The 23,886-nt window shown below is 44.3% G+C and carries 21 protein-coding genes; 16 read left to right on the forward strand and 5 right to left on the reverse strand.

Translation table 11 applies throughout. From position 1 onward, the window contains the following. Positions 1 to 9: 9 nt before the first annotated feature. The 9 genes from ACMXYV_RS06465 (at position 10) to ACMXYV_RS06505 (ending at position 13,204) form a co-directional block, all read left to right on the forward strand. Positions 10 to 714, forward strand: a complete 705-nt coding sequence (locus ACMXYV_RS06465; protein ID WP_415884187.1) for a succinate dehydrogenase iron-sulfur subunit — start codon at positions 10 to 12, stop codon at positions 712 to 714. A gap of 248 nt (positions 715 to 962) precedes the next feature. After that, positions 963 to 3,797 carry a 2-oxoglutarate dehydrogenase E1 component gene (locus ACMXYV_RS06470; RefSeq protein WP_415890933.1) on the forward strand — a complete coding sequence of 945 codons (2,835 nt, stop codon included), beginning with the start codon at positions 963 to 965 and terminating at the stop codon, positions 3,795 to 3,797. A 58-nt stretch (positions 3,798 to 3,855) separates the two neighbouring features. Continuing rightward, positions 3,856 to 5,061 carry a 2-oxoglutarate dehydrogenase complex dihydrolipoyllysine-residue succinyltransferase gene (gene odhB / locus ACMXYV_RS06475; RefSeq protein ID WP_415890934.1) on the forward strand — a complete coding sequence of 402 codons (1,206 nt, stop codon included), beginning with the start codon at positions 3,856 to 3,858 and terminating at the stop codon, positions 5,059 to 5,061. Between the two features lie 40 nt (positions 5,062 to 5,101). After that, the gene (gene lpdA, locus ACMXYV_RS06480; protein ID WP_415890935.1) at positions 5,102 to 6,541 is read left to right on the forward strand and encodes a dihydrolipoyl dehydrogenase; all 1,440 of its coding nucleotides are present in this window, start codon (positions 5,102 to 5,104) and stop codon (positions 6,539 to 6,541) included. A gap of 148 nt (positions 6,542 to 6,689) precedes the next feature. Next, positions 6,690 to 7,856, forward strand: coding sequence for an ADP-forming succinate--CoA ligase subunit beta (gene sucC, locus ACMXYV_RS06485; RefSeq protein WP_415890936.1), 1,167 nt, complete (start codon positions 6,690 to 6,692; stop codon positions 7,854 to 7,856). Beyond that, complete coding sequence (sucD, locus tag ACMXYV_RS06490; RefSeq protein WP_415884193.1) at positions 7,856 to 8,728, forward strand: succinate--CoA ligase subunit alpha; 873 nt, start codon at positions 7,856 to 7,858, stop codon at positions 8,726 to 8,728. Before sucC ends, sucD begins: the two co-directional genes overlap by 1 nt. Positions 8,729 to 8,850: 122 nt before the next feature. Continuing rightward, entirely contained in the window at positions 8,851 to 9,489 is a 639-nt protein-coding gene (locus tag ACMXYV_RS06495; RefSeq protein ID WP_415890937.1) for a hypothetical protein, read from the forward strand. Between the two features lie 160 nt (positions 9,490 to 9,649). Beyond that, positions 9,650 to 11,647 carry an EAL domain-containing protein gene (locus ACMXYV_RS06500; RefSeq protein ID WP_415890938.1) on the forward strand — a complete coding sequence of 666 codons (1,998 nt, stop codon included), beginning with the start codon at positions 9,650 to 9,652 and terminating at the stop codon, positions 11,645 to 11,647. A gap of 339 nt (positions 11,648 to 11,986) precedes the next feature. Beyond that, complete coding sequence (locus tag ACMXYV_RS06505; RefSeq protein ID WP_415890939.1) at positions 11,987 to 13,204, forward strand: EAL domain-containing protein; 1,218 nt, start codon at positions 11,987 to 11,989, stop codon at positions 13,202 to 13,204. A 41-nt stretch (positions 13,205 to 13,245) separates the two neighbouring features. Here the strand turns inward: ACMXYV_RS06505 and ACMXYV_RS06510 are convergent, their stop codons facing one another. Genes ACMXYV_RS06510 through purM form a run of 3 tightly spaced genes read right to left on the reverse strand, consistent with a single transcriptional unit; the run spans position 13,246 to position 15,690 of the window. After that, a complete protein-coding gene (locus ACMXYV_RS06510) occupies positions 13,246 to 13,962 on the reverse strand; it encodes a DUF3108 domain-containing protein (RefSeq protein WP_415890940.1) in 717 nt (238 codons plus the stop codon). Between the two features lie 13 nt (positions 13,963 to 13,975). Continuing rightward, entirely contained in the window at positions 13,976 to 14,623 is a 648-nt protein-coding gene (gene purN / locus ACMXYV_RS06515; RefSeq protein WP_415890941.1) for a phosphoribosylglycinamide formyltransferase, read from the reverse strand. Positions 14,624 to 14,631: 8 nt separating this feature from the next. Further along, entirely contained in the window at positions 14,632 to 15,690 is a 1,059-nt protein-coding gene (purM, locus tag ACMXYV_RS06520; protein ID WP_415890942.1) for a phosphoribosylformylglycinamidine cyclo-ligase, read from the reverse strand. A 429-nt stretch (positions 15,691 to 16,119) separates the two neighbouring features. Between purM and ACMXYV_RS06525 the strand changes: the two genes are divergently transcribed. The 7 genes from ACMXYV_RS06525 (at position 16,120) to tcdA (ending at position 21,295) form a co-directional block, all read left to right on the forward strand. Beyond that, on the forward strand, positions 16,120 to 17,154 hold the full coding sequence (locus tag ACMXYV_RS06525) for a DUF2066 domain-containing protein (protein ID WP_415890943.1): 1,035 nt from the start codon (positions 16,120 to 16,122) through the stop codon (positions 17,152 to 17,154). Positions 17,155 to 17,166: 12 nt separating this feature from the next. Continuing rightward, the gene (locus tag ACMXYV_RS06530; protein ID WP_415890944.1) at positions 17,167 to 18,267 is read left to right on the forward strand and encodes an AI-2E family transporter; all 1,101 of its coding nucleotides are present in this window, start codon (positions 17,167 to 17,169) and stop codon (positions 18,265 to 18,267) included. After that, the gene (gene hda, locus ACMXYV_RS06535; RefSeq protein WP_415890945.1) at positions 18,257 to 18,961 is read left to right on the forward strand and encodes a DnaA regulatory inactivator Hda; all 705 of its coding nucleotides are present in this window, start codon (positions 18,257 to 18,259) and stop codon (positions 18,959 to 18,961) included. Before ACMXYV_RS06530 ends, hda begins: the two co-directional genes overlap by 11 nt. A gap of 121 nt (positions 18,962 to 19,082) precedes the next feature. Then, complete coding sequence (locus ACMXYV_RS06540) at positions 19,083 to 19,448, forward strand: hypothetical protein (protein ID WP_415890946.1); 366 nt, start codon at positions 19,083 to 19,085, stop codon at positions 19,446 to 19,448. 100 nt (positions 19,449 to 19,548) lie between these two features. Beyond that, positions 19,549 to 20,235: a TIGR01621 family pseudouridine synthase gene (locus ACMXYV_RS06545; protein ID WP_415890947.1), complete on the forward strand. Its 687-nt coding sequence runs from the start codon at positions 19,549 to 19,551 to the stop codon at positions 20,233 to 20,235. 9 nt (positions 20,236 to 20,244) lie between these two features. Then, positions 20,245 to 20,463, forward strand: coding sequence for a hypothetical protein (locus ACMXYV_RS06550; protein WP_415884205.1), 219 nt, complete (start codon positions 20,245 to 20,247; stop codon positions 20,461 to 20,463). A 31-nt stretch (positions 20,464 to 20,494) separates the two neighbouring features. Beyond that, positions 20,495 to 21,295: a tRNA cyclic N6-threonylcarbamoyladenosine(37) synthase TcdA gene (tcdA, locus tag ACMXYV_RS06555; RefSeq protein ID WP_415890948.1), complete on the forward strand. Its 801-nt coding sequence runs from the start codon at positions 20,495 to 20,497 to the stop codon at positions 21,293 to 21,295. Positions 21,296 to 21,362: 67 nt separating this feature from the next. On the opposite strand, the gene ACMXYV_RS06560 is transcribed toward tcdA, so the two are convergent. Together ACMXYV_RS06560 and ACMXYV_RS06565 are read right to left on the reverse strand one after the other, a co-directional pair. Continuing rightward, positions 21,363 to 22,658, reverse strand: coding sequence for a Na+/H+ antiporter NhaC family protein (locus tag ACMXYV_RS06560; RefSeq protein ID WP_415890949.1), 1,296 nt, complete (start codon positions 22,656 to 22,658; stop codon positions 21,363 to 21,365). 176 nt (positions 22,659 to 22,834) lie between these two features. Beyond that, positions 22,835 to 23,821 carry a GGDEF domain-containing protein gene (locus ACMXYV_RS06565; RefSeq protein WP_415890950.1) on the reverse strand — a complete coding sequence of 329 codons (987 nt, stop codon included), beginning with the start codon at positions 23,819 to 23,821 and terminating at the stop codon, positions 22,835 to 22,837. Between the last annotated feature and the right edge of the window lie 65 nt (positions 23,822 to 23,886).

A 23,886-nucleotide genomic window follows, 5' to 3' on the forward strand; every position in this document is an offset into this window, starting at 1 on the left:
GCTTCTATCATGTTGGTTAGTGTATATCGCTACAATCCTGAAACAGACGATGCTCCTTACATGCAGGATATCCATATCGATATTCCTGGTGGTAAGGACATTATGGTGTTGGATTTGCTACAGCTTCTAAAGGACAAAGATCCGTCTATGGCGTATCGTCGTTCTTGCCGTGAAGGTGTATGTGGTTCAGACGGTATGAACATGAACGGCCTAAATGGCCTTGCGTGTATCACTCCGTTATCTGCAGTAGTTAAAGACGATAAGCTTGTGCTGCGTCCACTACCAGGTCTGCCGGTTATCCGTGACCTTGTTGTAGATATGACTCAGTTCTACAAAGCTTACGAGAAGATCAAGCCGTTCTTGATCAACGATACTCCGCCGCCTGCGATCGAGCGTCTGCAGTCTCCGGAAGATCGTGCTGAGTTGGATGGTCTGTACGAGTGTATTCTTTGTGCATGCTGCTCAACTTCTTGTCCGTCTTTCTGGTGGAATCCGGACAAGTTCATCGGTCCTTCTGGTCTGCTTCAAGCGTACCGCTTCTTGGCAGACAGTCGTGATACGGCGACTCGTGAGCGTCTAGCGGATTTGGATGACCCATTCAGTGTCTTCCGCTGCCATGGCATCATGAACTGCGTTAACGTTTGCCCTAAAGGATTGAATCCTACTAAGGCGATCGGCAAGATTCGCAACATGCTGCTAGCGCAAGCAACCTGATCTACCTTAAAAAGCGGTGCCATTGGCACCGCTTTTTTGTGTTTGAAAAAGAAAAAAGAATTTTTTGTAAAAAAATTACCATATTCGCATAAAGAATGATTAAAGCTTGCTTCCAAAAGCTTTAATATAAGAATCCCGAGACAGTTAAAACTGTTTGATCGGGGGATTGAAGGTAACTCAAAGAGGGGCGATATCTATCGGAAGATCCCGATAGAATCAGAAAGCTCCCAGAGCCAGGGTGATCAAGAATGCAAGAAAGCATCATGGATCTCATGTGGAAGAATGCTCACCTTTACGGTGGCAACCTTTCATACGTTGAAGAACTGTACGAAACTTACCTGATGGATCCAAATGCGGTTCCTCAGGAATGGCGAGAAGAATTCGACCGACTACCTAAAGTTGGCGAAAATCTGACACAGGATGTGCCGCATTCTGCTATCAGAGAACATTTTCTCTATCTATCTAAAAACCAAAAACGCGCTGCGCCAACTGCTGTAAGTTCGGTTAGTTCCGAGCATGAGAAAAAGCAGGTTCGTGTATTGCGTATGATCAATGCTTACCGTGTACGTGGTCATCAGGTTGCAAACATCGATCCATTAGGTTTGATGCAACGTGAAGATGTGCCGGATCTTGATCTACGTTTCCATGAGCTGTCTGAAGCTGATTTCGATACTGTATTCCAGCTAGGTTCTCTGTTCTTCGGTCCTGAAGAAGCTCCGCTGCGTGATATCGTTGCTGATCTGAAGAAAACGTATTGTACAACGGTCGGTGCAGAGTACATGCACATCGTTGATACACAAGAAAAGCGTTGGATTCAGTCTCGTTTAGAGCCTGTTCGCTCACATCCAGAAGCTGAAGTTAACAAGAAGAAGATGATTCTTGAGCGCCTAACAGCTGCTGAAGGTCTAGAGAAATACCTGGGCTCTCGTTATGCCGGTGCTAAGCGCTTCGGTCTGGAAGGCGGCGAGTCAATGATCGTATCCCTGAATACGCTAATTCAGCGTGCTGGTAAGCAGGGTGCGAAAGAAGTTGTAATTGGTATGGCACACCGTGGTCGTCTAAATACACTTGTTAATATCTTTGGTAAAAATCCAGCAGAGCTATTCGATGAATTCGAGGGTAAGAAAACTCTTGATACATCCGGTGATGTTAAATACCACCAAGGTTTCTCTTCAAACGTAGAGACAGAAGGTGGTGAAGTTCATATCGCCATGGCTTTTAACCCATCTCACCTTGAAATTGCCGCACCTGTAGTTGAAGGTTCAGTACGTGCGCGTCAGGACCGTCGTGAAGATGCTATTGGTGATTCTGTTGTTCCTGTAAATATTCACGGCGACCAAGCTTTCTGTGGTCAGGGTGTAGTAATGGAGACATTCCAGATGTCTCAGACCCGTGCATATAAAACAGGCGGCACGATCCACATTGTGGTTAACAACCAAGTTGGTTTTACAACATCTAAGCAAGAAGACTCTCGTTCAACTGAGTACTCTACTGATGTTGCGAAAATGATTCAGGCGCCTATTTTCCACGTAAATGGCGATGATCCTGAAGCAGTTCGTTTTGTTACGCAGCTAGCTGTTGATTACCGTAATGAATTTAAGAAAGACGTTGTAATTGACTTGTTCTGTTACCGTCGTCGCGGTCACAACGAAGCTGATGAGCCATCTGGTACACAGCCGTTAATGTACGCGCAGATCAAAAAGCAGAAAACTACGCGTGAACTTTATGCTCAGCAATTGATTTCTGAAGGTGTTGTTACACTTGATGAAAGCAAGGCAATGGAGAAAGAGTACCGCAAGCTGTTAGAGAATGGTGAACATGTTGTTAAATCGCTTGTACATGAGCCAAACTCTGAGCTGTTTGTAGATTGGAAGCCTTACCTAGGTCATGAGTGGTCGTTTGACTGCCCAGAAACCAAAGTTGATCTTAAATTACTACAAGAACTAGGCAATAAGATTTGTGAGACGCCTGAAGGTTTCTCTGTTCAGCGCCAAGTTCAAAAAATCATTGATGACCGTAAGCGTATGGCTCACGGCGCAATGGAATTGAACTGGGGTATGGCTGAATCACTTGCCTATGCGTCTATTCTAGCTGAAGGACATCCTCTTCGTATTACGGGTCAGGATGTAGGACGTGGTACGTTCTCTCACCGTCACGCAGTACTTCATGATCAGAAGACAGCTGATACTTACCTGCCATTAGATAATCTTTCTGATGAGCAGCCACGTCTAACATTGCATGACTCTTTCCTATCGGAAGAAGCGGTACTTGCGTTTGAGTACGGTTATGCGACTACGATGCCAAATGCGCTAGTTATTTGGGAAGCTCAGTTCGGTGATTTTGCCAATGGTGCACAGGTAGTAATTGACCAGTTCATCACGTCTGGTGAGCACAAATGGCAGCGCTTATGTGGTCTGACAATGTTGTTGCCTCACGGCTTCGAAGGTCAGGGCCCAGAGCACTCTTCAGCACGTCTAGAGCGTTACTTACAATTGTGTGCAGAGCACAACATTCAGGTTGTTACACCAACTACGCCAGCACAGATTTTCCACTTGCTGCGTCGTCAGGTTGTACGTCCGCTACGTAAGCCTCTAGTTGTAATGTCTCCGAAGAGTTTGTTACGTCATAAGCAAGCGGTTTCTACTCTTGAAGATCTAGCAGAAGGTTCATTCCAGCCTGTTATTGGTGAAGTGGATCAGTTAGAGCCTAAGAAGGTGAAACGTCTTGTGCTGTGTGGTGGTAAGGTTTACTACGACCTTTACAACCGTCGTGCTGAATTGGAAAAAGATGATGTAGCTATTGTTCGTATCGAGCAGCTGTATCCGTTCCCAGAAGCACAATTGGCAGAAGCCATCTCTGAGTATACAAACTTAGAATCTGTAGTTTGGTGTCAAGAAGAACCAATGAACCAAGGCGCATGGTACTCAATGCAGCACCATATGCGTCACGTTCTACAAAAACATGACAGCAAGTTACATTTGGAAGGGGTAGCCCGTCCAGCATCTGCAGCTCCAGCAGTAGGGTACATTTCTGTACACGCTGAGCAGCAGGAAAAACTAGTTAATGATGCACTTAACGGTTGATCAGGCGATTAACCACAATTTTTAATCGCCTGACGGTGATAACGATAAAGGAAAAAACATGTCCATCGAAATCAAAGCGCCGACGTTCCCAGAATCTGTAGCAGACGGCACAATCGCAACTTGGCACAAACAGCCAGGTGAAGCATGCTCAGCAGACGAGCTTATTGTTGATATCGAAACTGATAAAGTTGTACTAGAAGTTGTAGCGCCAGAAGATGGTGTTATTGCTGAAGTACTAAAAGGCGAAGGCGATACAGTTCTAAGTGATGAAGTGATCGCTAAGTTTGAAGCAGGCGCTGCAGGTTCTGCTGCTGCTCCGGCGGCTGAAGAAGCTGCGGCTCCAGCAGGCGATGCTGATAAAGTAGGCCCTGCTGCACGCAAGCTGATTGATGAAAATGGTCTGGATGCATCTCAGATCCCGGGTACTGGCAAAAATGGCGGTATCACTAAAGAAGATGTTCAGAACTTCATGAAAAACGGTGCTAAGGCTCCAGCTGCTGCTCCAGCGCCTGCCGCTGCTCCAGCTAAGGCTGCTGCTCCAGTAAATGTTCCAGCAGGCGAGCGTGTAGAGAAGCGAGTTCCAATGACTCGTCTACGTGCAACAATTGCTAAGCGTCTAGTTGAAGCGCAGCAGAATGCTGCAATGCTTACAACTTATAATGAAGTAAACATGAAGCCGGTTATGGAGCTGCGTAAGCAGTACAAAGACCTGTTCGAGAAAACACATAACGGTACTCGTCTAGGTTTCATGTCTTTCTTCGTTAAAGCTGCGACTGAAGCACTGAAGAAATTCCCAGCAGTTAACGCATCTATCGATGGTAATGACATGGTTTATCATGGTTACCAAGATATCGGCGTAGCTGTTTCTACTGACCGTGGTTTGATGGTTCCAGTACTACGCGATACGGATGCAATGACGCTAGCTGATGTTGAATCAACTATCGCAGACTTTGGTGCGCGTGGTCGTGAAGGTAAGCTTGGCATGGATGATATGCAGGGCGGTACTTTTACAATTACAAACGGTGGTGTATTTGGTTCCTTGATGTCTACTCCAATCTTGAACCCACCACAAACTGCTATTCTAGGTATGCACAAAATTCAGGAACGTCCGATGGCTGTTAATGGCCAAGTTGAGATCCTGCCAATGATGTACCTCGCTCTGTCATACGATCACCGTATGATTGATGGTAAGGAAGCTGTACAATTCCTAGTGACAATTAAGAACCTTCTAGAAGATCCTGCACGTATGCTTCTAGAGGTTTAAGGTTAGTCCTGATAAGAACAGAGTGAAGATAGGATAAAACATGTCTGATAAATTTGACGTTATTGTTGTTGGTGCGGGTCCTGGCGGTTATGTAGCTGCGATCCGTGCAGCGCAGCTAGGTCTGAAAACTGCGTGTGTTGAAAAATGGGTTGATGATAAAGGAGCAGCAGTTTTAGGTGGTACATGCCTGAACGTAGGTTGTATTCCTTCAAAAGCTCTACTGGAATCTACGCACCAGTTCCACAATGCTCAGCATGCTGACGTGCACGGCATCCAAACGGGTGGCGATGTCACTATGGATGTTAAAGCGATGGTTGCTCGTAAAGACAAGATCGTAGGCAACCTAACTGGCGGTATTGCGGGTCTGTTTAAAGCAAACGGTGTAACTTTGCTTCAGGGTATGGGCAAATTGCACGGTGGTAAGAAAGTTGAAGTGACTGCAGCTGACGGTTCTTCTACTACTTACGATGCTGAGAACGTGATTCTAGCGTCTGGTTCTGTACCAGTTGAAATTCCACCGGCACCGCTTACTGAAGGTTTGATCCTTGATAATGCGGGTGCACTAGATATCGATGAGACGCCTAAGCGTTTGGGTGTTATCGGTGCAGGTGTTATCGGTTTGGAAATGGGTTCAGTTTGGGCGCGTCTAGGTACAGAAGTTACTGTACTTGAAGCAATGGACGATTTCCTTGCGCTAGCAGATAAAGATGTAGCTAAAGAAGCTGCAAAACTGTTCAAGAAACAGAAGCTAGACATCAAACTTGGTGCTCGATGCACGGGTACTGAGATCATCGACGGCAAAGAAGTGAAAGTTAAATACACTGATGCCAACGGTGAACAGGAAATGGTTGTTGATAAGTTGATCGTTGCTGTAGGCCGTAAGCCACAGACTCAAGGTCTACTTGCTGATGACTCTGGTGTTTCTCTAGATGAGCGTGGCTTCATCTTCGTTGATGAGAAATGTCAGACAGGTGTTCCTGGTGTATACGCAATTGGTGATTCTGTTCGTGGTCCAATGCTTGCGCATAAGGCTTCTGAAGAAGGCATCATGGTTGCTGACATCATCGCTGGTCACCATGCACAGCTTAACTATGACGTTATTCCAAACATCATCTACACGCATCCTGAACTAGCTTGGGTTGGTAAAACTGAGCAAGAGCTTAAGGCTGATGGCGTTAAAGTTAAAGTGGGTAAATTCCCATTTGCTGCTTCCGGTCGTGCAATGGCTGCTAACGATACCGAAGGTTTCGTTAAGATGATCGCTTGCGAAGAAACTGATCGTATTCTGGGTGTTCACATGGTTGGTGGTATCGCTTCCGAGCTTATCGGTCAAGCTGCTATCGCTATGGAATTCTGTTCAAGTGCAGAAGATCTTCAGATGACAGTATTTGCCCATCCGACTGTAAGTGAGGCTGTACATGAAGCAGCACTGGCAGTTGATGGACACGCGATTCATATGGCGAATCGCAAAAAGCGCTAAGTAATTAGCACAGAGAGATCCGGCTTACTCTTACAAGGAGTAAGCCGTATATAAAACTTGTTGCTAGAACCAACAGGGCTGTTACAGGGGCGTATTTAGATCCCTGATACAGAAAAAATCATATAGTGATAACACAACGGGTTAGAGCATGAATCTTCATGAGTACCAGGGTAAACAGCTGTTTGCCGAATATGGTCTGCCGGTATCCAAAGGATACGCAGTAGATACTCCAGAAGCAGCGGCTGAAGCTGCTGAAAAAATTGGTGGTGATAAGTGGGTTGTTAAAACTCAGGTGCACGCTGGTGGCCGTGGTAAGGCTGGCGGTGTTAAGTTGGTTGATTCTCCTGCAGAAGCGCAAGAGTTCGCAGCTAACTGGCTGGGCAAAAACCTAGTTACATTCCAGACTGACGAAAATGGTCAGCCTGTTTCTAAAATTTTGGTTGAAGACTGCACTGATATTGCAAATGAGCTATATCTTGGTGCGGTTGTAGACCGTTCTACTCGCCGTATCGTTTTCATGGCATCCACTGAAGGTGGTGTTGAAATCGAGACAGTTGCAGAAGAAACTCCAGAAAAGATCCTTAAAGCTGAAGTAGATCCACTAACGGGTGCTCAGCCATACCAGGGTCGCGATCTTGCTTTCAAACTGGGCCTAGAAGGCGACCAGATTAAGCAGTTCGTAAAAATCTTCTTGGGTCTAGCTCAGATGTTCCAAGAAAAAGATCTGGCTCTTCTAGAGATTAACCCTCTAGTTATTACTGATGAAGGTAACTTGCACTGCCTAGACGCTAAAGTAGCGATCGATGGCAACGCTGTTTACCGTCACAAAGACCTTCAAGCTATGCACGATCCATCTCAGGAAGATGAGCGCGAAGCACATGCTGCTGAGTGGGATCTAAACTACGTTGCCCTAGACGGTACTATCGGCTGCATGGTTAACGGTGCTGGTCTTGCTATGGGTACTATGGACATCGTTGCTCTACACGGTGGTTTCCCGGCTAACTTCCTTGACGTTGGTGGCGGCGCAACTAAAGAGCGTGTAACTGAAGCGTTCAAACTGATCCTAGCTGACGATAAAGTTAAGACTGTATTGGTTAACATCTTCGGCGGTATCGTACGTTGTGACCTGATTGCTGAAGGTATCATCGGCGCAGTTAAAGAAGTAGGTGTAAACGTACCAGTTGTAGTACGTCTGGAAGGTAACAATGCTGATCTAGGTTCTAAGCTTCTTGCTGAATCTGGTCTAGACATCATCGCAGCTACTAGCTTGACTGATGCAGCTCAGCAAGCAGTAAACGCAGCGGAGGGTAAATAATGTCCGTTTTGATCAATAAAGACACCAAAGTAATCTGCCAAGGTTTCACTGGTGGTCAAGGTACCTTCCACTCTGAACAAGCTATCGCGTACGGTACGCAGATGGTTGGCGGTGTAACTCCAGGTAAAGGTGGTACAACTCACCTAGGTCTGCCTGTATTCAACACTGTTGCAGAAGCTGTTGAAGCGACTGGCGCAGATGCATCTGTTATCTACGTTCCAGCTCCATTCTGTAAAGATTCTATCCTAGAAGCTGCAAACGGTGGTGTGAAACTAATCGTTTGTATCACTGAGCACATCCCGGTTATGGATATGCTTGAGTGTAAAGTTAAGTGTGACGAGCTAGGTGTACGCCTAATCGGCCCTAACTGCCCAGGTGTTATCACTCCAGGCGAATGTAAGATTGGTATTATGCCAGGTCACATTCACCTACCAGGTAAAGTAGGTATCGTTTCCCGTTCTGGTACTCTGACTTATGAAGCTGTTAAGCAGACTACAGATGCTGGTTTCGGTCAGTCTACTTGTGTAGGTATCGGTGGTGACCCAATCCCTGGTTCTAACTTCATCGATATTCTGGAAATGTTCCAGAACGATCCACAGACAGAAGCGATTGTAATGATCGGTGAAATCGGTGGTACTGCAGAAGAAGAAGCTGCTGCTTACATCAAAGCAAACGTTACTAAGCCTGTTGTTTCTTACATTGCTGGTGTTACTGCACCTGCTGGTAAGCGTATGGGTCACGCTGGTGCGATCATCTCTGGCGGTAAAGGTACTGCTGATGAGAAATTCGCAGCACTTGAAGATGCAGGCGTTAAGACTGTACGTTCTCTTGCTCAGATCGGCGATGCACTAAAAGAAGTGACTGGCTGGTAAGCTAGAACATCTCTAAAAAAGGCAGCTTAGGCTGCCTTTTTTATTGCCGGAAGAAATAGGTATTGAAACATCAGCTGTTTAATGTGATTGTTAAATAACATTATTTTAAGTGCAGATCGTTTATGAAAAACCTTATCGTGATAGGTGTTGCTTCAGTTGTTGGTTTAGCAGTTGTCGGTGGTGCTGGTTTCTTTGGTTATAAGATGTATTCAGAATTAGCTGAATATAAAGCCTTAGGATCGATTAAGGATATGAGAACGTTCAGCAAAGAGAATTTCGATCTCAAAAAAGAAAATAAAGTTCTGATTCAAAAATCCGAGGATATGCAGCGGCAGTTTGTTATTCATCGTAAGGTGATCGTAGATCAAGCTGTTAAAAGATCAGAAAGAAAAGTGGCAACCTCTATTGCTTCTTTTACCCCTATCTCCGGCTCTTATGTGCTTGCTGCTATGTCCACACAAGAACAGTTGGAGCTTTGTCAGGATGTACAGGCTTTATTAAAGCTAGAATCTAAGCTGTTTGAAACGTCTGATCCTTCTGTGGTTATGCAGCAAGATAAGATTTGTGGCACTTATATCGAGCGAAAGTTAACGCCTTTATTTAAATATCAGATGCTCCGTGTTCGAGCTTCCATGACCGGCTCTCTAGGTCATTTAAGGGCTGATGCTGAAGGCAAGTTTGAGAAAGCACGTAAACTGCTTGAAAAATGGCAAGTGCCAGTTGAGCGCGAATTAGATTCCTATACGCGCTTTGATCGCTAGTATCAGGCCTTAGCAAACTTATTAAATTCTTTATAACGGCATCCTCTTTCCGGCTGAGTATTTCTATTTAGCTGCTACAATTTTATTTACTCTTCATAGTATTATGCGTTTTAATAATAACCATATTAAATAAGTGGTTAATAGGTGAGGGCAATAATCTTTGAGTAGTAATAAGATTGCAATGAATGCCTTAGCCGAGCGTATGCCCGGTGCCTTCTATCGACGCTCACTTCAGGGCGATCGAGCTTTATTGTTAATTACCTCAGGTTGTAAAGAACTAACAGGCTATTCCGTGGAGGAGTGGTTGGGTGGTGAGATTAGCTTTAAGCAACTGATCGACTCAGAATGTCATGCACATTATCGCGATGTGGTTGACCGTGCTCTAGTTGAAGGGAAGCCCTACAGTGTTGAATATAAAATCACGCAAAAGTGCGGTGGAATACTGTGGGTGTGGGAGCAAGGGCATGGCGTGACTGAGAATGGCGGCCTTGCTGCTATAGAGGGATATATCACTGATATAACAGCCCAGAAAGCCCATGAGGCTGACTTACAGGAAGCGCTTAGTGCAAAGCAGCAGCTGTTAGAAGAATACAAAGGTGTGGTTGATTGCAGTGCGATCGTTTCCAAGACCGATCCTAGTGGTGTTATTACTTACGTTAATGATCACTTTTGCAAAGTTTCTGGTTACAGCTCCGATGAGTTGGTGGGCTCCACTCATGCCATTGTGCGACACCCACAGACTCGACCAGATGTTTTTAAAGATCTCTGGGAGACCATTCTTTCTGGTAATACTTGGAAAGGGACTCTCAGAAATAAGGCTAAGAATGGTCAGGATTATTATGTGAATTCGGCTATCTCACCCATCATGGATTCTGACGGTAATATCATCGAATTCATATCTGTTCGTTTTGATGTGACATCTTTAATTGAGAAAGAGAAACGAATCAGACGTCAGATTACTGACCAGCTAACAGGTTTACCAAATAGGCAGAGTCTTCTAGAAGATCTGGGGTCCGTAGAATCAGGTTCCTTAGCCATACTTAACATTAACGACTTTAAGTTGGTGAATGAATACTATGGTTTTTCGGTGGGTGACCAGTTGCTACGTGATATGGCTCTATTGCTTTCAGAGGTTGCTCAAAAGTACGACCTAAACCTTTATCGCCTTTCTGGCGATGAGTTTGCGATTTTCTGTAAGGATCATGTGCGTGATATTGGCTTTGATACTTTATGCGACTTTATTGTTGCGCGGGTATCTGAAAAAGTGATCACGATAATCGGAATTGAATTCGCCTTGGCGGTGACGATTGGGGCTTCGAGTGGCTGTGCTAAAGATCTGCTTTTACATGCTGATATAGCGCTACACAGTGCCAAAGAGCAGCATATGTCAGTGCAAATCTATGATATCTATTCACCTTTAAAGCGTCAGATTGATAATAATATCACTTGGCTTAAAAGAATTCGTGAGGCCATTCATGAAGAAAGAATTGAGGTATTTGCACAGCCTATCTTAGATGTTAACTCTTCTGAAATTAACCGCTATGAATGCTTAATGAGATTAAGGGAGGGTGAGAACTATATATCTCCTTATCTTTTCTTACAGGCAGCTAAACATGGTCGGCTGTATGGCGATTTGACTCGAATCGTTTTTTCTAAAGCTTGCGAATTCTTTGCAGAACGAAATGATTGTTTTTCTATCAATATTACGGCTTCCGATATTTTAAATCCGAACACATCTAACTACATAATCCGAACGATCAAGCGTTATGGGGTAGGTGATAGGCTTGTGTTTGAGTTGGTCGAAAGTGAAGGGATTGAAGATTCTGAACTCATTATTCAATTTTTTGATCAAGTGAAAGCGATGGGATGTAGTTTGGCGATTGACGATTTTGGAACAGGTTATTCCAACTTCGAGTACCTTCTCAAGCTAGATATTGATTATATAAAGATTGATGGCTCTTTGATTCGTTACATCGATAAGGATGACAATGCACGCCTTGTAGCAGAAACGGTTGTCGATTTTGCGAGACGTTTGAATGTAAAAACAGTTGCAGAATTTGTTCATAATCGTGAAGTCGAGCAGAGTGCTCGCGATATAGGTGTCGATTTTCTTCAGGGTTTCCTTCTTGGTGAGCCCACTCCGTTAGATTCTCTCTAAGCTGAGCTTCTGGTCTATTTATTGCTTTTCTATGCGAGGGCTGCAGATTAACAGCATCTGTCGCTTTTAAAGCTATAAAGGCTGGGAAGCATTTGTTCACTGGTTACTGTGAAATTCTTTTTTTAGTGCATGCTGCACCAATTTGGTGATATCGGTCTGTACCTATAGAATTTGAGGTGAAAAAAATACTCTTGGCTGTAGTATAAGGTTTTCTATCTTATTGGCAGTGTTGGTTATTTTTAGCCCAGTTTTTGATAGCGAAGCATATATTTGGTTTTAGGTATTAGCGATATGTATATATACCTTTGAGTACCACAAAATCTAACAGAGTAGTTCATTATGAGTCTTAAGCTTTTTCCATACTTCCAGCCTATTGTTGAAACCGCAACTGGTCGTATAGCAGGGTACGAAGCACTGGCAAGGATGAAAGATGAGAACGGCGATACAGTTTCTGCGGGTAGTATTTTTTCAGATAAGGGCCTCTCTGTTAAAGAACGTATTGAGCTTGATCGAGATGTAAGGCTTCAGGCACTACAGCAGATCCAAGCACTGCCTGAAGATACTTTTATTAGTATCAATATATCTCCTGAGTGGCTGCAATACCTTGAGTCCATGGATAATATTCCTACCTTGGAAATGATTAAGCAGCTTGCCGTTGACCCATCCAAAGTTGTTATAGAGATTACTGAGCTTGATGGTGACTTGGATGTAATCCAAAAGCTAGTTGAGCGATATCGTGAAGAGGGTTTTTGTATTGCTATTGATGACTTCGGTACAGGCTTTTCGCAGCTAGATCGAATTGCATTGCTAAAGCCAGATATCATTAAGTTAGATATGACGCTGCTGAAAAAGGGAGCAAATGATAGTCGTCGATCTTCGATGGTTCAGATGTTAGGAGAGTTAGCGTCTAAATTAGGCAGTAAAGTCCTCTGCGAAGGTGTTGAGTCTGACGAAGAGTATTATCTGGCGTTGAGCTGTAACGCAGTTTATGTGCAGGGCTTTCTTTTCTCAGAGGCTCGAGCAGACATGGTGGCACCTGAATCCACTACTAAGCAAGTTAAGAACCTATTAAGCCACTATCGGGATATGGCGATAAATGCCACATCTCGTAGCCACTGGCGTGCTGAGAAGGTAAAAGCTGAATTGCTCTCTTTAAGAGAGGTATTGAAAGCTGCTACCAGTGATGAAGATCTGCAACATTTCGTCGCGACTGAGCACTTAATGCGTTTTTATATCTGTGATCGCTTAGGTAATCAGATTTCTCCAAACTATGAGAATAGCGATAAAGGTTGGATCCTTAACGAGAAGCATAGAGGATTTAACTGGAGTTGGAGGCCTTATTTCTTTGAGCTCTTAGGTTCTGCTGATACGAAAAGTCGATTGGTATTTTCTGAGCCATACCAAGATATTCATACGGGGCAGCGGGCGCAAACAGCTGTATTGTTTATCGATGATTCCCGTATCTTGCTTGCGGATTTATTGGATGAAGGGCAGGAGAGTGATTTGTTTAATGGCTTTAGCGCAATGCCGGCAAGCTGGATCCCTGAGATAGGCTAATTGAGGTGATGCTATAAGAGTTAAGTCGAGAGGCTTAGCTCTTATTTTTGAAGCTTTTTTAGAAGAAGCGTATAAGCTTTATCTTTCTTTTCGATCTGGTGTAGCTTGATTATCTGATGGTTTAAATCAGGTGCAAACCAGATGAAAGTCTGTCGCGTACTACCTTCTTTACGCACGCGTTTTACTCGGATTGCTTCGTACTCGCCAATAGGGGCTTTGATGCTTTCCTTACCATCGACTATGAAGTTATATTCTTTTAGCTTGCCGCCATCCGCTACAGAGTATTTAAACTCTTTGTCACCTTTAGCGACCGCTTGTTGTAATAGCAATTGATAGCTAATTTTATCCTGTACGCCTTCTGTAATCGGCATTTTCCAAGGCTTATTTTCAACCTTGTTTGTCACCAATTGATTTTGCCAATCAAAATGAACCTCAGCCTTACGCTTTTTGCCCAGTACGCTACGTTTGAACGTATAGTTGAGCGGCTTTAGCTTTGCGTTTTCTAGTGTGAATTTACTGGATTCATAAATGCTAGCAAACATCGCGGACGCTTTTGATTCAAAGAGCCATTCGCCAGATTCGGATTTTTGTAGTTTACGTGTAGTATTGCCGCTGAGAGAGATGCTGCCATCCCAATCAATTTCGTAGCTTGCGGTAAAAGGAGTGAAAGAAGCTGTAGTTTCGGCAACTAGAGGAGTAGCCCAGAGAAGTGCGGACGCGAAAAGAGAGTTTATTAACGTCTTATTTGCTCTGAGCATACTGGTTACCTCATTAAATTTGATCGTGCTGAAAGCCCTGAGTAGGTGCGGCTTTACCGTCTAAGGTGACACCAGTGTCAGACCAGATCAGTCTGTCGGAACAAAACAGACCTACCGCTTGAGGGTAGATAATGTGTTCAACTTTATGGACTTTCTGTTGCAAGCTCTCACTTGTATCTTCCGGATCTATGCTTACTTTACCCTGAATGGCCAGAGGGCCGCCATCTAACTCTTCAGATACGAAGTGCACGGTGCAGCCGTGTTCTTTATCACCGGCATCGATTGCACGCTGATGGGTGTGAAGGCCTTTATATTTAGGGAGTAGTGACGGGTGAATGTTAAACATTCTGCCGTTGTAGTGCCGAACAAATTCGGCAGTAAGGATACGCATAAACCCTGCAAGAACAATCAAGTCAGGCTGATAAGTATCAATCTGTTTGATCATCGCTTGGTCGAAACATTCCCGGCTATCAAAGTCGGTATGTTTTAAAACCAGTGTAGGGATATTGGAGTTGCGGGCACGCTCCAAGCCATAAGCCCCAGCTTTATTGCTGAGGACGGCTTCGATGCGGCCATCAATTTGGCCGGCATCGATTGAATCCATTATAGCTTGGAGGTTGGAACCACTTCCTGAGATCAGGACAACGATTCGTTTAGTCATTGGGCGAATTACGCCTCCAGACCAGCTAGTTCAACTTGCTCTTCACCTGCTTGCGCAGCAGCAATCGAACCGATAACCCAAGCATTTTCGCCAGCTTCGTTTAGTAGCTGAAGAGCTTCTTCTTGCTTGTCAGCAGGTACGCAGATAACCATACCAACACCACAGTTGAATGTGCGGTACATCTCAGTTGCATCAACGTTACCTTGCTCCTGTAGCCAGTTAAATACTGCTGGCATAGTCCAAGAGTTAACATCGATTACAGCTTTAGCGTTCTCAGGAAGAACGCGAGGGATGTTCTCAAGTAGACCGCCGCCCGTAATGTGGGATAGCGCGTTAACTTGAGATTCTTTGATTAGTTTTAGAAGTGACTTAACGTAGATGCGTGTTGGCGCCATCAAAGCATCCGCTAGTGGTTTGCCGTCAAGATCTGCAGTCAATTCAGTTCCGCTTACTTCTAGAATCTTACGGATTAGAGAGTAACCGTTTGAGTGAGGGCCAGAGGAAGCTAGGCCGATCAGCGTGTCACCAACTTTTACCTTAGTGCCGTCGATGATTTCATCTTCTTCTACAACACCTGTGCAGAAACCAGCTAGATCGTAATCTTCGCCTTCGTACATGCCTGGCATTTCAGCTGTTTCGCCACCAACAAGTGCTGCACCTGCTAGAGAGCAACCTTCGCCAATGCCTTTTACTACATCTGCAGCAGTATCAACGTTAAGTTTGCCTGTTGCGTAGTAATCCAAGAAAAGTAGAGGTTCTGCGCCAGCAACGATTAGATCGTTAACACACATCGCAACTAGGTCGATACCGATGGTGTCGTGCTTTCCTAGATCCATAGCTAGGCGTAATTTTGTACCTACACCGTCAGTACCTGAAACGAGTACAGGCTTACGGTAGCCTTCAGGGATACGGCATAGTGCGCCGAAACCACCTAGGCCGCCCATAACTTCAGGGCGAGTTGTGCTTTTAGCAACGCCTTTAATTCGATCAACTAGGGCGTTACCAGCGTCGATATCAACGCCAGCGTCTTTGTAGCTCAGAGAGCTGTTATCAGAACCAGTAGACATGGATCAGTTAACCTTTCATGTGCAAGGAAAGAGGAAGAAAAATATTGCCGCATATTCTACCGTTTTATCACGCTTGAATACACTCATCTGGGCAACGAATATGAAATAATTATATGGGATGGTAAAGTGAGGAACCTGAGAACAAGTCTGATACGTTCTCAGTGGGCTATAAAACGACCAGATACGCGAAAGTCAGCGCAGCGAAATGTCTAGACCTTTTCAAGCTGGCTGACAAAGTAAATGGTCGTTTAAGAGCCCACCCTACGGGGCTTGCAGAGCAACTGAATCACTTTGTTAATGATTTTCGACAGGCAACCAGCATGTCTGTAATCATTGCCTCGTGCTTCAATTACTCTGGAAGCCTGAGTTGTATCAGACTTGTTCGTAGGTTCCTTAGTTCATATTTTTAGAATTATTGCAGGCGGTTTAATGGACTTGATGCGAAGCTTTATAGCTGTGCTTCTGCTGGCAGTGTCTCAATTTGTTTTTGCAGGTACGGTATCTGATCTTTATCAGGTGACTTTGCCTGTTGATGGGGAAAGGTCTTCACCTAGTGACCTTCAGATGAGTTCTGGACTTGCGAAAGTGCTAGTTAAAGTCTCCGGTAATTCCAGTATTGCCGAAGATTCTCAAATCCAATCCCAGCTTAAACTGCCTGCCAGAACTTTAAAGCAGTTTAGTTATATCGCTAAAGAAGGCGGGGAATATTTAGTTTTAGATTTCCACCCGTCGGTTATCGATAGTTTAGTTACCCGTACAGGCTTTAAACCCTTAGGCGAGCAGAGGCCCACTGTTTTGCTTTGGTTCGCTTCGGATCTATCGGGAGAGCAAGACTATCTGCTATCCAATGATCCTTTTCATAAAGCCCTGCAGTTAGCAGCCAAATCGCGTGGATTGCCGCTTCAGTTTCCGTTATTCGATCTAACTGACCAAGTGGCGCTTACCACAGCGGATCTTTGGACGTTACAGGGTCAATCAATTACTCAAGCATCAGCACGTTATAATCCTGATGCAGTTATCGGCGGTCGCCTTACAAAGGTTTCTCCAAAGGGAGTAAACGTCGCAGGCTTATTTATAAATGGCGGCGACAACCAGCCGATAGCGGAATCTGGCAATATCGATCAGGTTGCTAATGCGGTGATTAATAGGGTTGCGGATAATCTTTTTAAGCCGGTCGTGAGTTATAAGCTCAGTCATTTTCAGACGGGCATTGCTGTTCAAGTTGAGAATATCTCTAACTTGTCTGATTACATTAGACTGATCGATTTTCTCAAAGGATTATCTGTTGTTAGTCAGGTAAAAATTGAACAAGCAACAGGCAATCAAATTACAGTAAGACTTGAGTTAGATGGCAGTGAAGAGCAATTACGCCAAGCCATCGCCTTAGAACCGCAATTGCAGGCGGTTGATAGTCTTCGAAATCAAGATGGTTCTGCGGTGATGATTTACCGCTGGCAAGGATAGCAGGAACAATAAATGACTGAATCACAACGTTGGTTTTTCTTAATACTTGCCGTCGTATTGGGCGGTTTGGTGTATCTACTTTCTCCAATTCTTTCACCATTTTTGGTCGGGGCGTTATTTGCTTATCTGTCTGATCCCATTGCCGATCGATTAGAAGATTTAGGCATGTCTCGCACAGGCTCGGTTATCATTGTGTTTATCGGTATGACGGCCTTGGTGGCTATGATGTTTCTATTATTGCTTCCGCAATTAGGGCATCAAATACAGACGTTGCTAGCTCGTATACCGCAAGCGATACAGCTTTTTGAAGAACAGATCTTTCCATGGATATTAGCAACATTCAGTTTGGAGCCCGCTGCATTTGGTTTTGCCAATGTTAAAGACGTTTTGATTGGTGATTTGCAAAAGACTGGCGATATCATGGGCCAGTTGTTAGGGGGCATTACACGCTCGGGTCTGGCGATTGTGGCATGGGTGGCTAATTTAGTGCTGATTCCCGTTGTTACTTTCTATTTGCTGCGTGACTGGGATGTGATGATAGCTAAGGTTAAACGCCTGTTACCACGCAATGTAGAGCCTAAAGTGTCTCTATGGGCCAGCGAGTGTGATGAGGTACTTGGTGCATTTATGAAAGGCCAGCTTCTAGTAATGGTCGCATTGGGAATTGTTTATGCAGTAGGTTTATGGATTGTAGGGCTTGATCTGGCGCTATTGGTTGGTATGATCGCGGGCCTTGCTAGTATTGTTCCTTATATGGGATTCATCATTGGTATTGCAGTGGCAGGTGTAGCTGCATTTATGCAATTCCAAGACCCAATGGTTTTAGGCTACGTTGGCGTAGTCTTTATTATTGGTCAGATGCTTGAAGGGATGTTACTTACGCCATTATTAGTAGGTGACCGTATTGGATTACACCCTGTTGCGGTAATTTTTGCTATTATGGCGGGCGGACAGCTGTTCGGATTTGTCGGAGTTCTTTTAGCTCTGCCAGTTGCAGCTGTTATTATGGTGCTATTACGTCACCTGCATGAAGGTTATAAAGGCAGTACGTTGTACGGCTCAGAAGAAGATAAAGCGTTAGAACAAGTCGAACCAGTAGTTAATGACCAGTAAACAACCATTCCAAATACCTCTATCGGTTAGTCTCCGAGATGATGCTCGTTTTGAGAATTATTACGCTCAAGGCAATGAGCTGGTTTGCGCGAGTTTAAAAGCGGCCGCAAGTGGTAATGGTGAGCAGTTTACTTACATTTGGGGTAGTGAAGGTGTTGGTTGTACTCATCTGCTCCAAGCGGTATGTCATGAAGCCGATCCTATAGGGCGCAGTGCGGCTTATCTCCCTCTGGATGAATTAAAACAGATGGGTGGTGGCATTTTAGAAGGGATGGAATATCTCGATCTAGTTTGTATCGATGGCATAGAGTCGGTTGCTGGTAATAAAGCTTGGGAAGAGGCTCTTTTCCACTTCTTTAACCGCATCCGCGAGCAGGGTAATACGCTGATCATCGCTTCGACAGCTGCGCCACGTCATCTTGGTATCAATCTACCTGATTTAGCATCTCGACTAAGTTGGGGCATGGTATTCCAGGTGCAAGCTCTTAATGATGAAGTGAAACTAAAAGCGATTAAGACGAAAGCAAGTGCCCGTGGGTTACAGTTTTCAGATGAAGTTGCACGCTTCTTACTTCATCATGCCAGCCGCAATATGAACGATTTAGCCTGTTTGTTAGATACATTGGATCGTGCATCTCTGAGCGCTCAGCGCAAAATCACAATTCCTTTCGTTAAAGAGGTTACAGGGCTGTAATTAACCAGCTCTTAAACCAACTCTTCATATATTCTTCATCATTTTTGCAGGTGCGTAATGCGAAAATAGGGGTATCTAATTTAGGTACTCATTCGCAGGTCATTATGGCTAGGAGGTCATCATGGGTAGCAAGCATCTGACAGACAAATTACTCGCTAAGCTTGAAAAAGAAGAGATTAAAGTCAAAGCCAACAATGTTCGCTATACCGTTACCCATCTGAATGAGAAAGGTAAGGTTTTAGGGCGTGAGTGGTATAAAGGATTTATCGCTGTTTCAGGCAATCGCCTGATACTGGTATCTGATGGCGTAAAATTCCTTAACATCAAAAAGTCGGATCAGCGCTTCACTGCTGCTAAGTTTGTAGAAGAAAATGTGGCTTGCCTAGAAGTACGTTATTTCAAAGAGCCAGATTCAGAACGAAGCTTGGTCTTCCATATCTATACGGATAAAGTGAATAAATTGCTTAAACACATTGATAAGCTATAAGCCAAAATAGATTATTGCCTCTGGGGCGGAATGTTCTTTTTCGCCCCTTGAAATATCTCCTTAACTCCCGCATGATCGCGACTTTTTGGCGGGAAATTCTGTGATTCAAATAATTGATCAAACCAGTGATTTTGTTGTGGTGGTTAAACCTGCAGGAATCAGTGTGCATAAAGATCAAGAGGAGGCAGGATTTACCATGATGTTGCAGCAACAGTTAGATTTAGAGCAGATCTTTCTGGTGCACCGTTTAGATAAAATAACATCAGGCCTTATGGTATTCGCTAAGAGTACCGAAGCTGCCAAAACGCTCGCTGATCAGTTTAAAAGCCGTGAAGTTTCGAAATACTACATAGCTATCTCTGCTAATAAGCCAAAGCGTAAGCAAGGGCTTATTATGGGGGATATGGAGAAAGCGAGACGCGGTGCTTGGAAACTTGTAAAAAGCCGTCAAAACCCTGCAGTGACCCAGTTTTTTAGCTGCTCTCTTAAGCCAGGCTTTAGGCTGTTTTTACTCAAACCAACCACAGGTAAAACCCACCAAATTAGGGTAGCGCTTAAAAGTGAAGGCGCGCCAATTTTGGGGGATAATACCTACGGTGGTGAGTTATCAGATCGTACCTATCTGCACGCATACTCTTTAGCATTTAGTTATGGTGGTGAGCGGTATACTTATAAGAGCTATCCAGAGCAGGGCGATCAATTTGATCAAGAGGCTTTGGATATAATTAAAAAACATTTTGATCGGCCAGAGAGTCTTTCTTGGCCGAAATTACCTGAAAAAAGATAAGGCACAAAAATGAGCGAAGGTGAACGTATAGAACGTGATTTTGAATCACGCGATGCAGATGAGAAAAAGGCCTTTCTAGAGCAAACATGGTGCGACAACTGCCAAGAAGTGAATCTTGGTATGGTTGAACCTGAAGAATACGAACTTAACGACATCATATTTATCGAAGGTAAATGTGCAAAATGCGGTCATGTGATTTTGACCGAAATTACTGAAGACGAATTTTAATTTCGTTTTAAAGCGATAGAGGTAGGTTACGTTGTCATCTGGTTTTGAAAATCGTTTTGGTGGAACTCGCCGTCTATATGGTACGGACGTGGTTGATATGTTCCGCCAATCTCATATTTGTGTGATTGGTATTGGTGGCGTTGGCTCTTGGGTGGCAGAAGCCTTAGCCCGAACGGCAATTGGTAAGATCACACTGATTGATCTGGATGATATCTGCATTACCAACACAAACCGTCAGATTCATGCTGTAGACGGTAATGTGGGTCGATCGAAGACTGAAGCTATGGCCGAGCGAATTAAGCTGATTAATCCTGAATGTGAAGTCAATGAGATCGAAGATTTTATTACACGGGAAAACATTCAAGAGCTGATCACCAATGAGTTTGACTATGTCATTGATGCGATTGATAGCGTCAAAGAAAAAGCTGCGCTAATTGCCCATTGTAGCTATCGCAAGATTCCGATTATCACTGTGGGTGGTGCCGGTGGCCAGACAGATCCAACTAAGATTGATATCTGTGATTTAGCCAAAACCAACCACGACCCGCTCGCGGCTAAAGTACGCTCTTTCCTGCGAAGACACTATCGATTCAGTAAAAGCGGCAGACGATTCTCTGTCGATTGTGTTTACTCCACTGAACAGCTGGTTTATCCGCAACCTGATGGTTCTGTCTGTGCGCAAAAGAGTATTACCGATGGCAATACCCGATTAGATTGTGCGGGTGGCTTTGGCGCATCGACCTGTGTGACTGCGAGTTTTGGTTTTGCTGCGGTGGCGCGCGTGTTAGAGAAAATGCGCTTACGCTGGGAAAGGCAGGGGCAAGGTAAATAGCCCAGCAAGATTAACAAAGGGAGCATATAGCTCCCTTTTTTATTACCTGTTTGGTTAAGTACTTAGGTTACTTATAGCCGGGACGTGAAATCAGAATCGAAATAATCGCAGCTAAGCCTAAGAACCAGCAGTATTGGATTGAGGTCACTAACTCTAATGGTGATACTTTGGCGATGGATGAGGCTAATAGTATCTGCGCACCCCAAGGGATAATGCCCTGTACTACACAAGATACAATATCCATCAGGCTGGCAGAACGTTTAGCATTTACGCCATAACGTTGAGCAATATCTTTCGCTAACGAACCCGCAATAACGATAGATACCGTATTGTTGGCTGTGCATAGGTTTGTAGCTGCTACGCTTGCTGCAATACTGAATTCCCCCGCTTTTTTACCGCCGTTTTTGCCGGTTAATTTTTCAATCGTTGATGCAATAAAGTTTAATCCACCTTGATGTTTTATCAGCGCCCCAAGGCCACCAATTAGCATAGATAGGATCATTATTTCCTGCATACCGGTGTAACCGTCGTATATTTGTTTCGATAGCATAGCAATGCTGTAATCTGGTGCTGTCATAAAACCAACAGCTCCCGCTAAAACAATGCCTATCAGTAGCACTAGCATTACATTCAGGCCTGCAACTGCCAAGATTAGAACTGTGAGATACGGCGCGACTTTAATCAATTCATAGCTTTGTTCGGATACTCCAGCAGAGGTGCTTTGAAGCGTAAGAACAATCATCGTTATGATGGCGGCAGGGAGGGCAATCAGTAGATTCAGGCGAAATTTGTCCTTCATCTCACAGCCCTGTGTTCGGGTAGCCGCGATGGTTGTATCCGAGATAATAGATAAGTTATCGCCAAACATAGCGCCACCAACAACAGCGCCGACAGTTAGCAATAGAGGAAGATCGCTGGCTTCAGTAATGCCTACAGCAATCGGGGCAACAGCTGCAATAGTCCCCATTGATGTACCCATGGAGGTGGCAATAAACGCAGCAATGGCAAAGATGCCAGGGAGCAATAACCACTCAGGTATATAATTAAGGCCGAGATTTACCGTTGCATCGACGCCGCCAATTGCCTTTACCACAGAAGCAAATGCACCTGCCAAAAGGAAGACAACAACCATCGTTATAATGGTCTGATCGCCAATGCCTTGGATAAAGATTTCAAGGCGCTCGTTGAGTGTTCCTTGAGTTAGCAAAAGTGATAGTACAACCGCTGGAATAATCGCGACGGGTGCTGATATTTGATAGAAAGCGAACTCTGTTCCTTGAGCTTGATAGTAAATTCCACTGCCGATAAACAGAGCTAAAAACAGCCCTAATGGCAGTAACGCAAGAGGGGAAGAGTTAATCATTAACTTTATCCTATTAGAGACCATGGGTAATGGCTTCAATATTGGAGAAGACAAACGACTGGGATCTGACCAGCTGTTCGAATAAAGGCGGCGAATATACTACTTAAGTAGGTATAAATGAAATGACTAAAACGACAGTGAACTTAGCATTGAGTTATATCGATTCAATGTTGCGGCTAAAACAGCTCAATATCGCCTTCATGCTCACTAGGAGGGGTGAGGTATCCGCTGTTTAGAAGCGTTTCATAACTGTGAACCTGATTTCTCCCATGTTCTTTAGCAAAGTAGAGCGCCTGATCGGCGCGGTCGATCAGAGCAGGAAGCGAAAGCCCTTCCGTGATCTCTGTAATCCCAATACTCAATGTCACTTGGCCTATCTGTGGAAAACTGGTTTGGGCGATTTGTGTGCGGAATCGTTCAAGCACATTCAATGCTGAATCTAGCGAGATGTCTTTGAGCACCAGTGCAAATTCTTCGCCCCCATAGCGAAACATAAGATCTTCATCTCGAAAGGCATTTTGCATCTGCTGTGAAAGAATCAACAACACTTCATCACCAAATAGGTGGCCAAAGTTGTCGTTAACCTGTTTAAAGTGATCTATATCCAAGAGGGCAAAACAGTGGTGTTCTGAAGATTTATCATGTTTTCGTCTTTGAGATTGCTGCTTTAAAAGAAGAGTGTCCATCTGCTGATCAAATGCTTGGCGGTTGTATAGGCCAGTTAGGGCATCATTCATTGCCGAAAACATAAAAAAGCGCTGGTTTGCATATACAGAGACTAACTTGGTGATCACATCATGCATCAAGTCAGTGGTGTCTTCTATATTGGATATGAGAACGCCGTTTTGAGAGTGCAGAATTTTAAAGCTGTAATACCGATAGCCCTCTTCACGGATAAAGCGCGAGGGTTGGTGTGGTTCTATATGTTGGATCTGTTCAGGGATCGCGAGGGGGGATGAAAACTCATCGGAGCTTTCGCTACTGGCAATAAGTTTTTCGGTCGATTGGTCAAAGTTGGCGTAGTTATACAGCCAAAAATGATGCAGCGGAAACAGATCTAAACAGGTTTTGATCAATAATTGATTGAGCGCTCTTTGATCGCGTTGTTCCGTCAATGCTAAAAAAACGTCGCAATAATCTGAGACTTTAGCTGTCGGTTGCATTCGCGTAGCCCTCGCATGGCTTATTCGAATAATGCTGCAAATCTGGTTCTAGCTGGCCTCCTAAG

Source organism: Neptuniibacter sp. SY11_33 (genome assembly GCF_047778025.1).
In the GTDB taxonomy this organism is placed as follows: domain Bacteria; phylum Pseudomonadota; class Gammaproteobacteria; order Pseudomonadales; family Balneatricaceae; genus Neptuniibacter.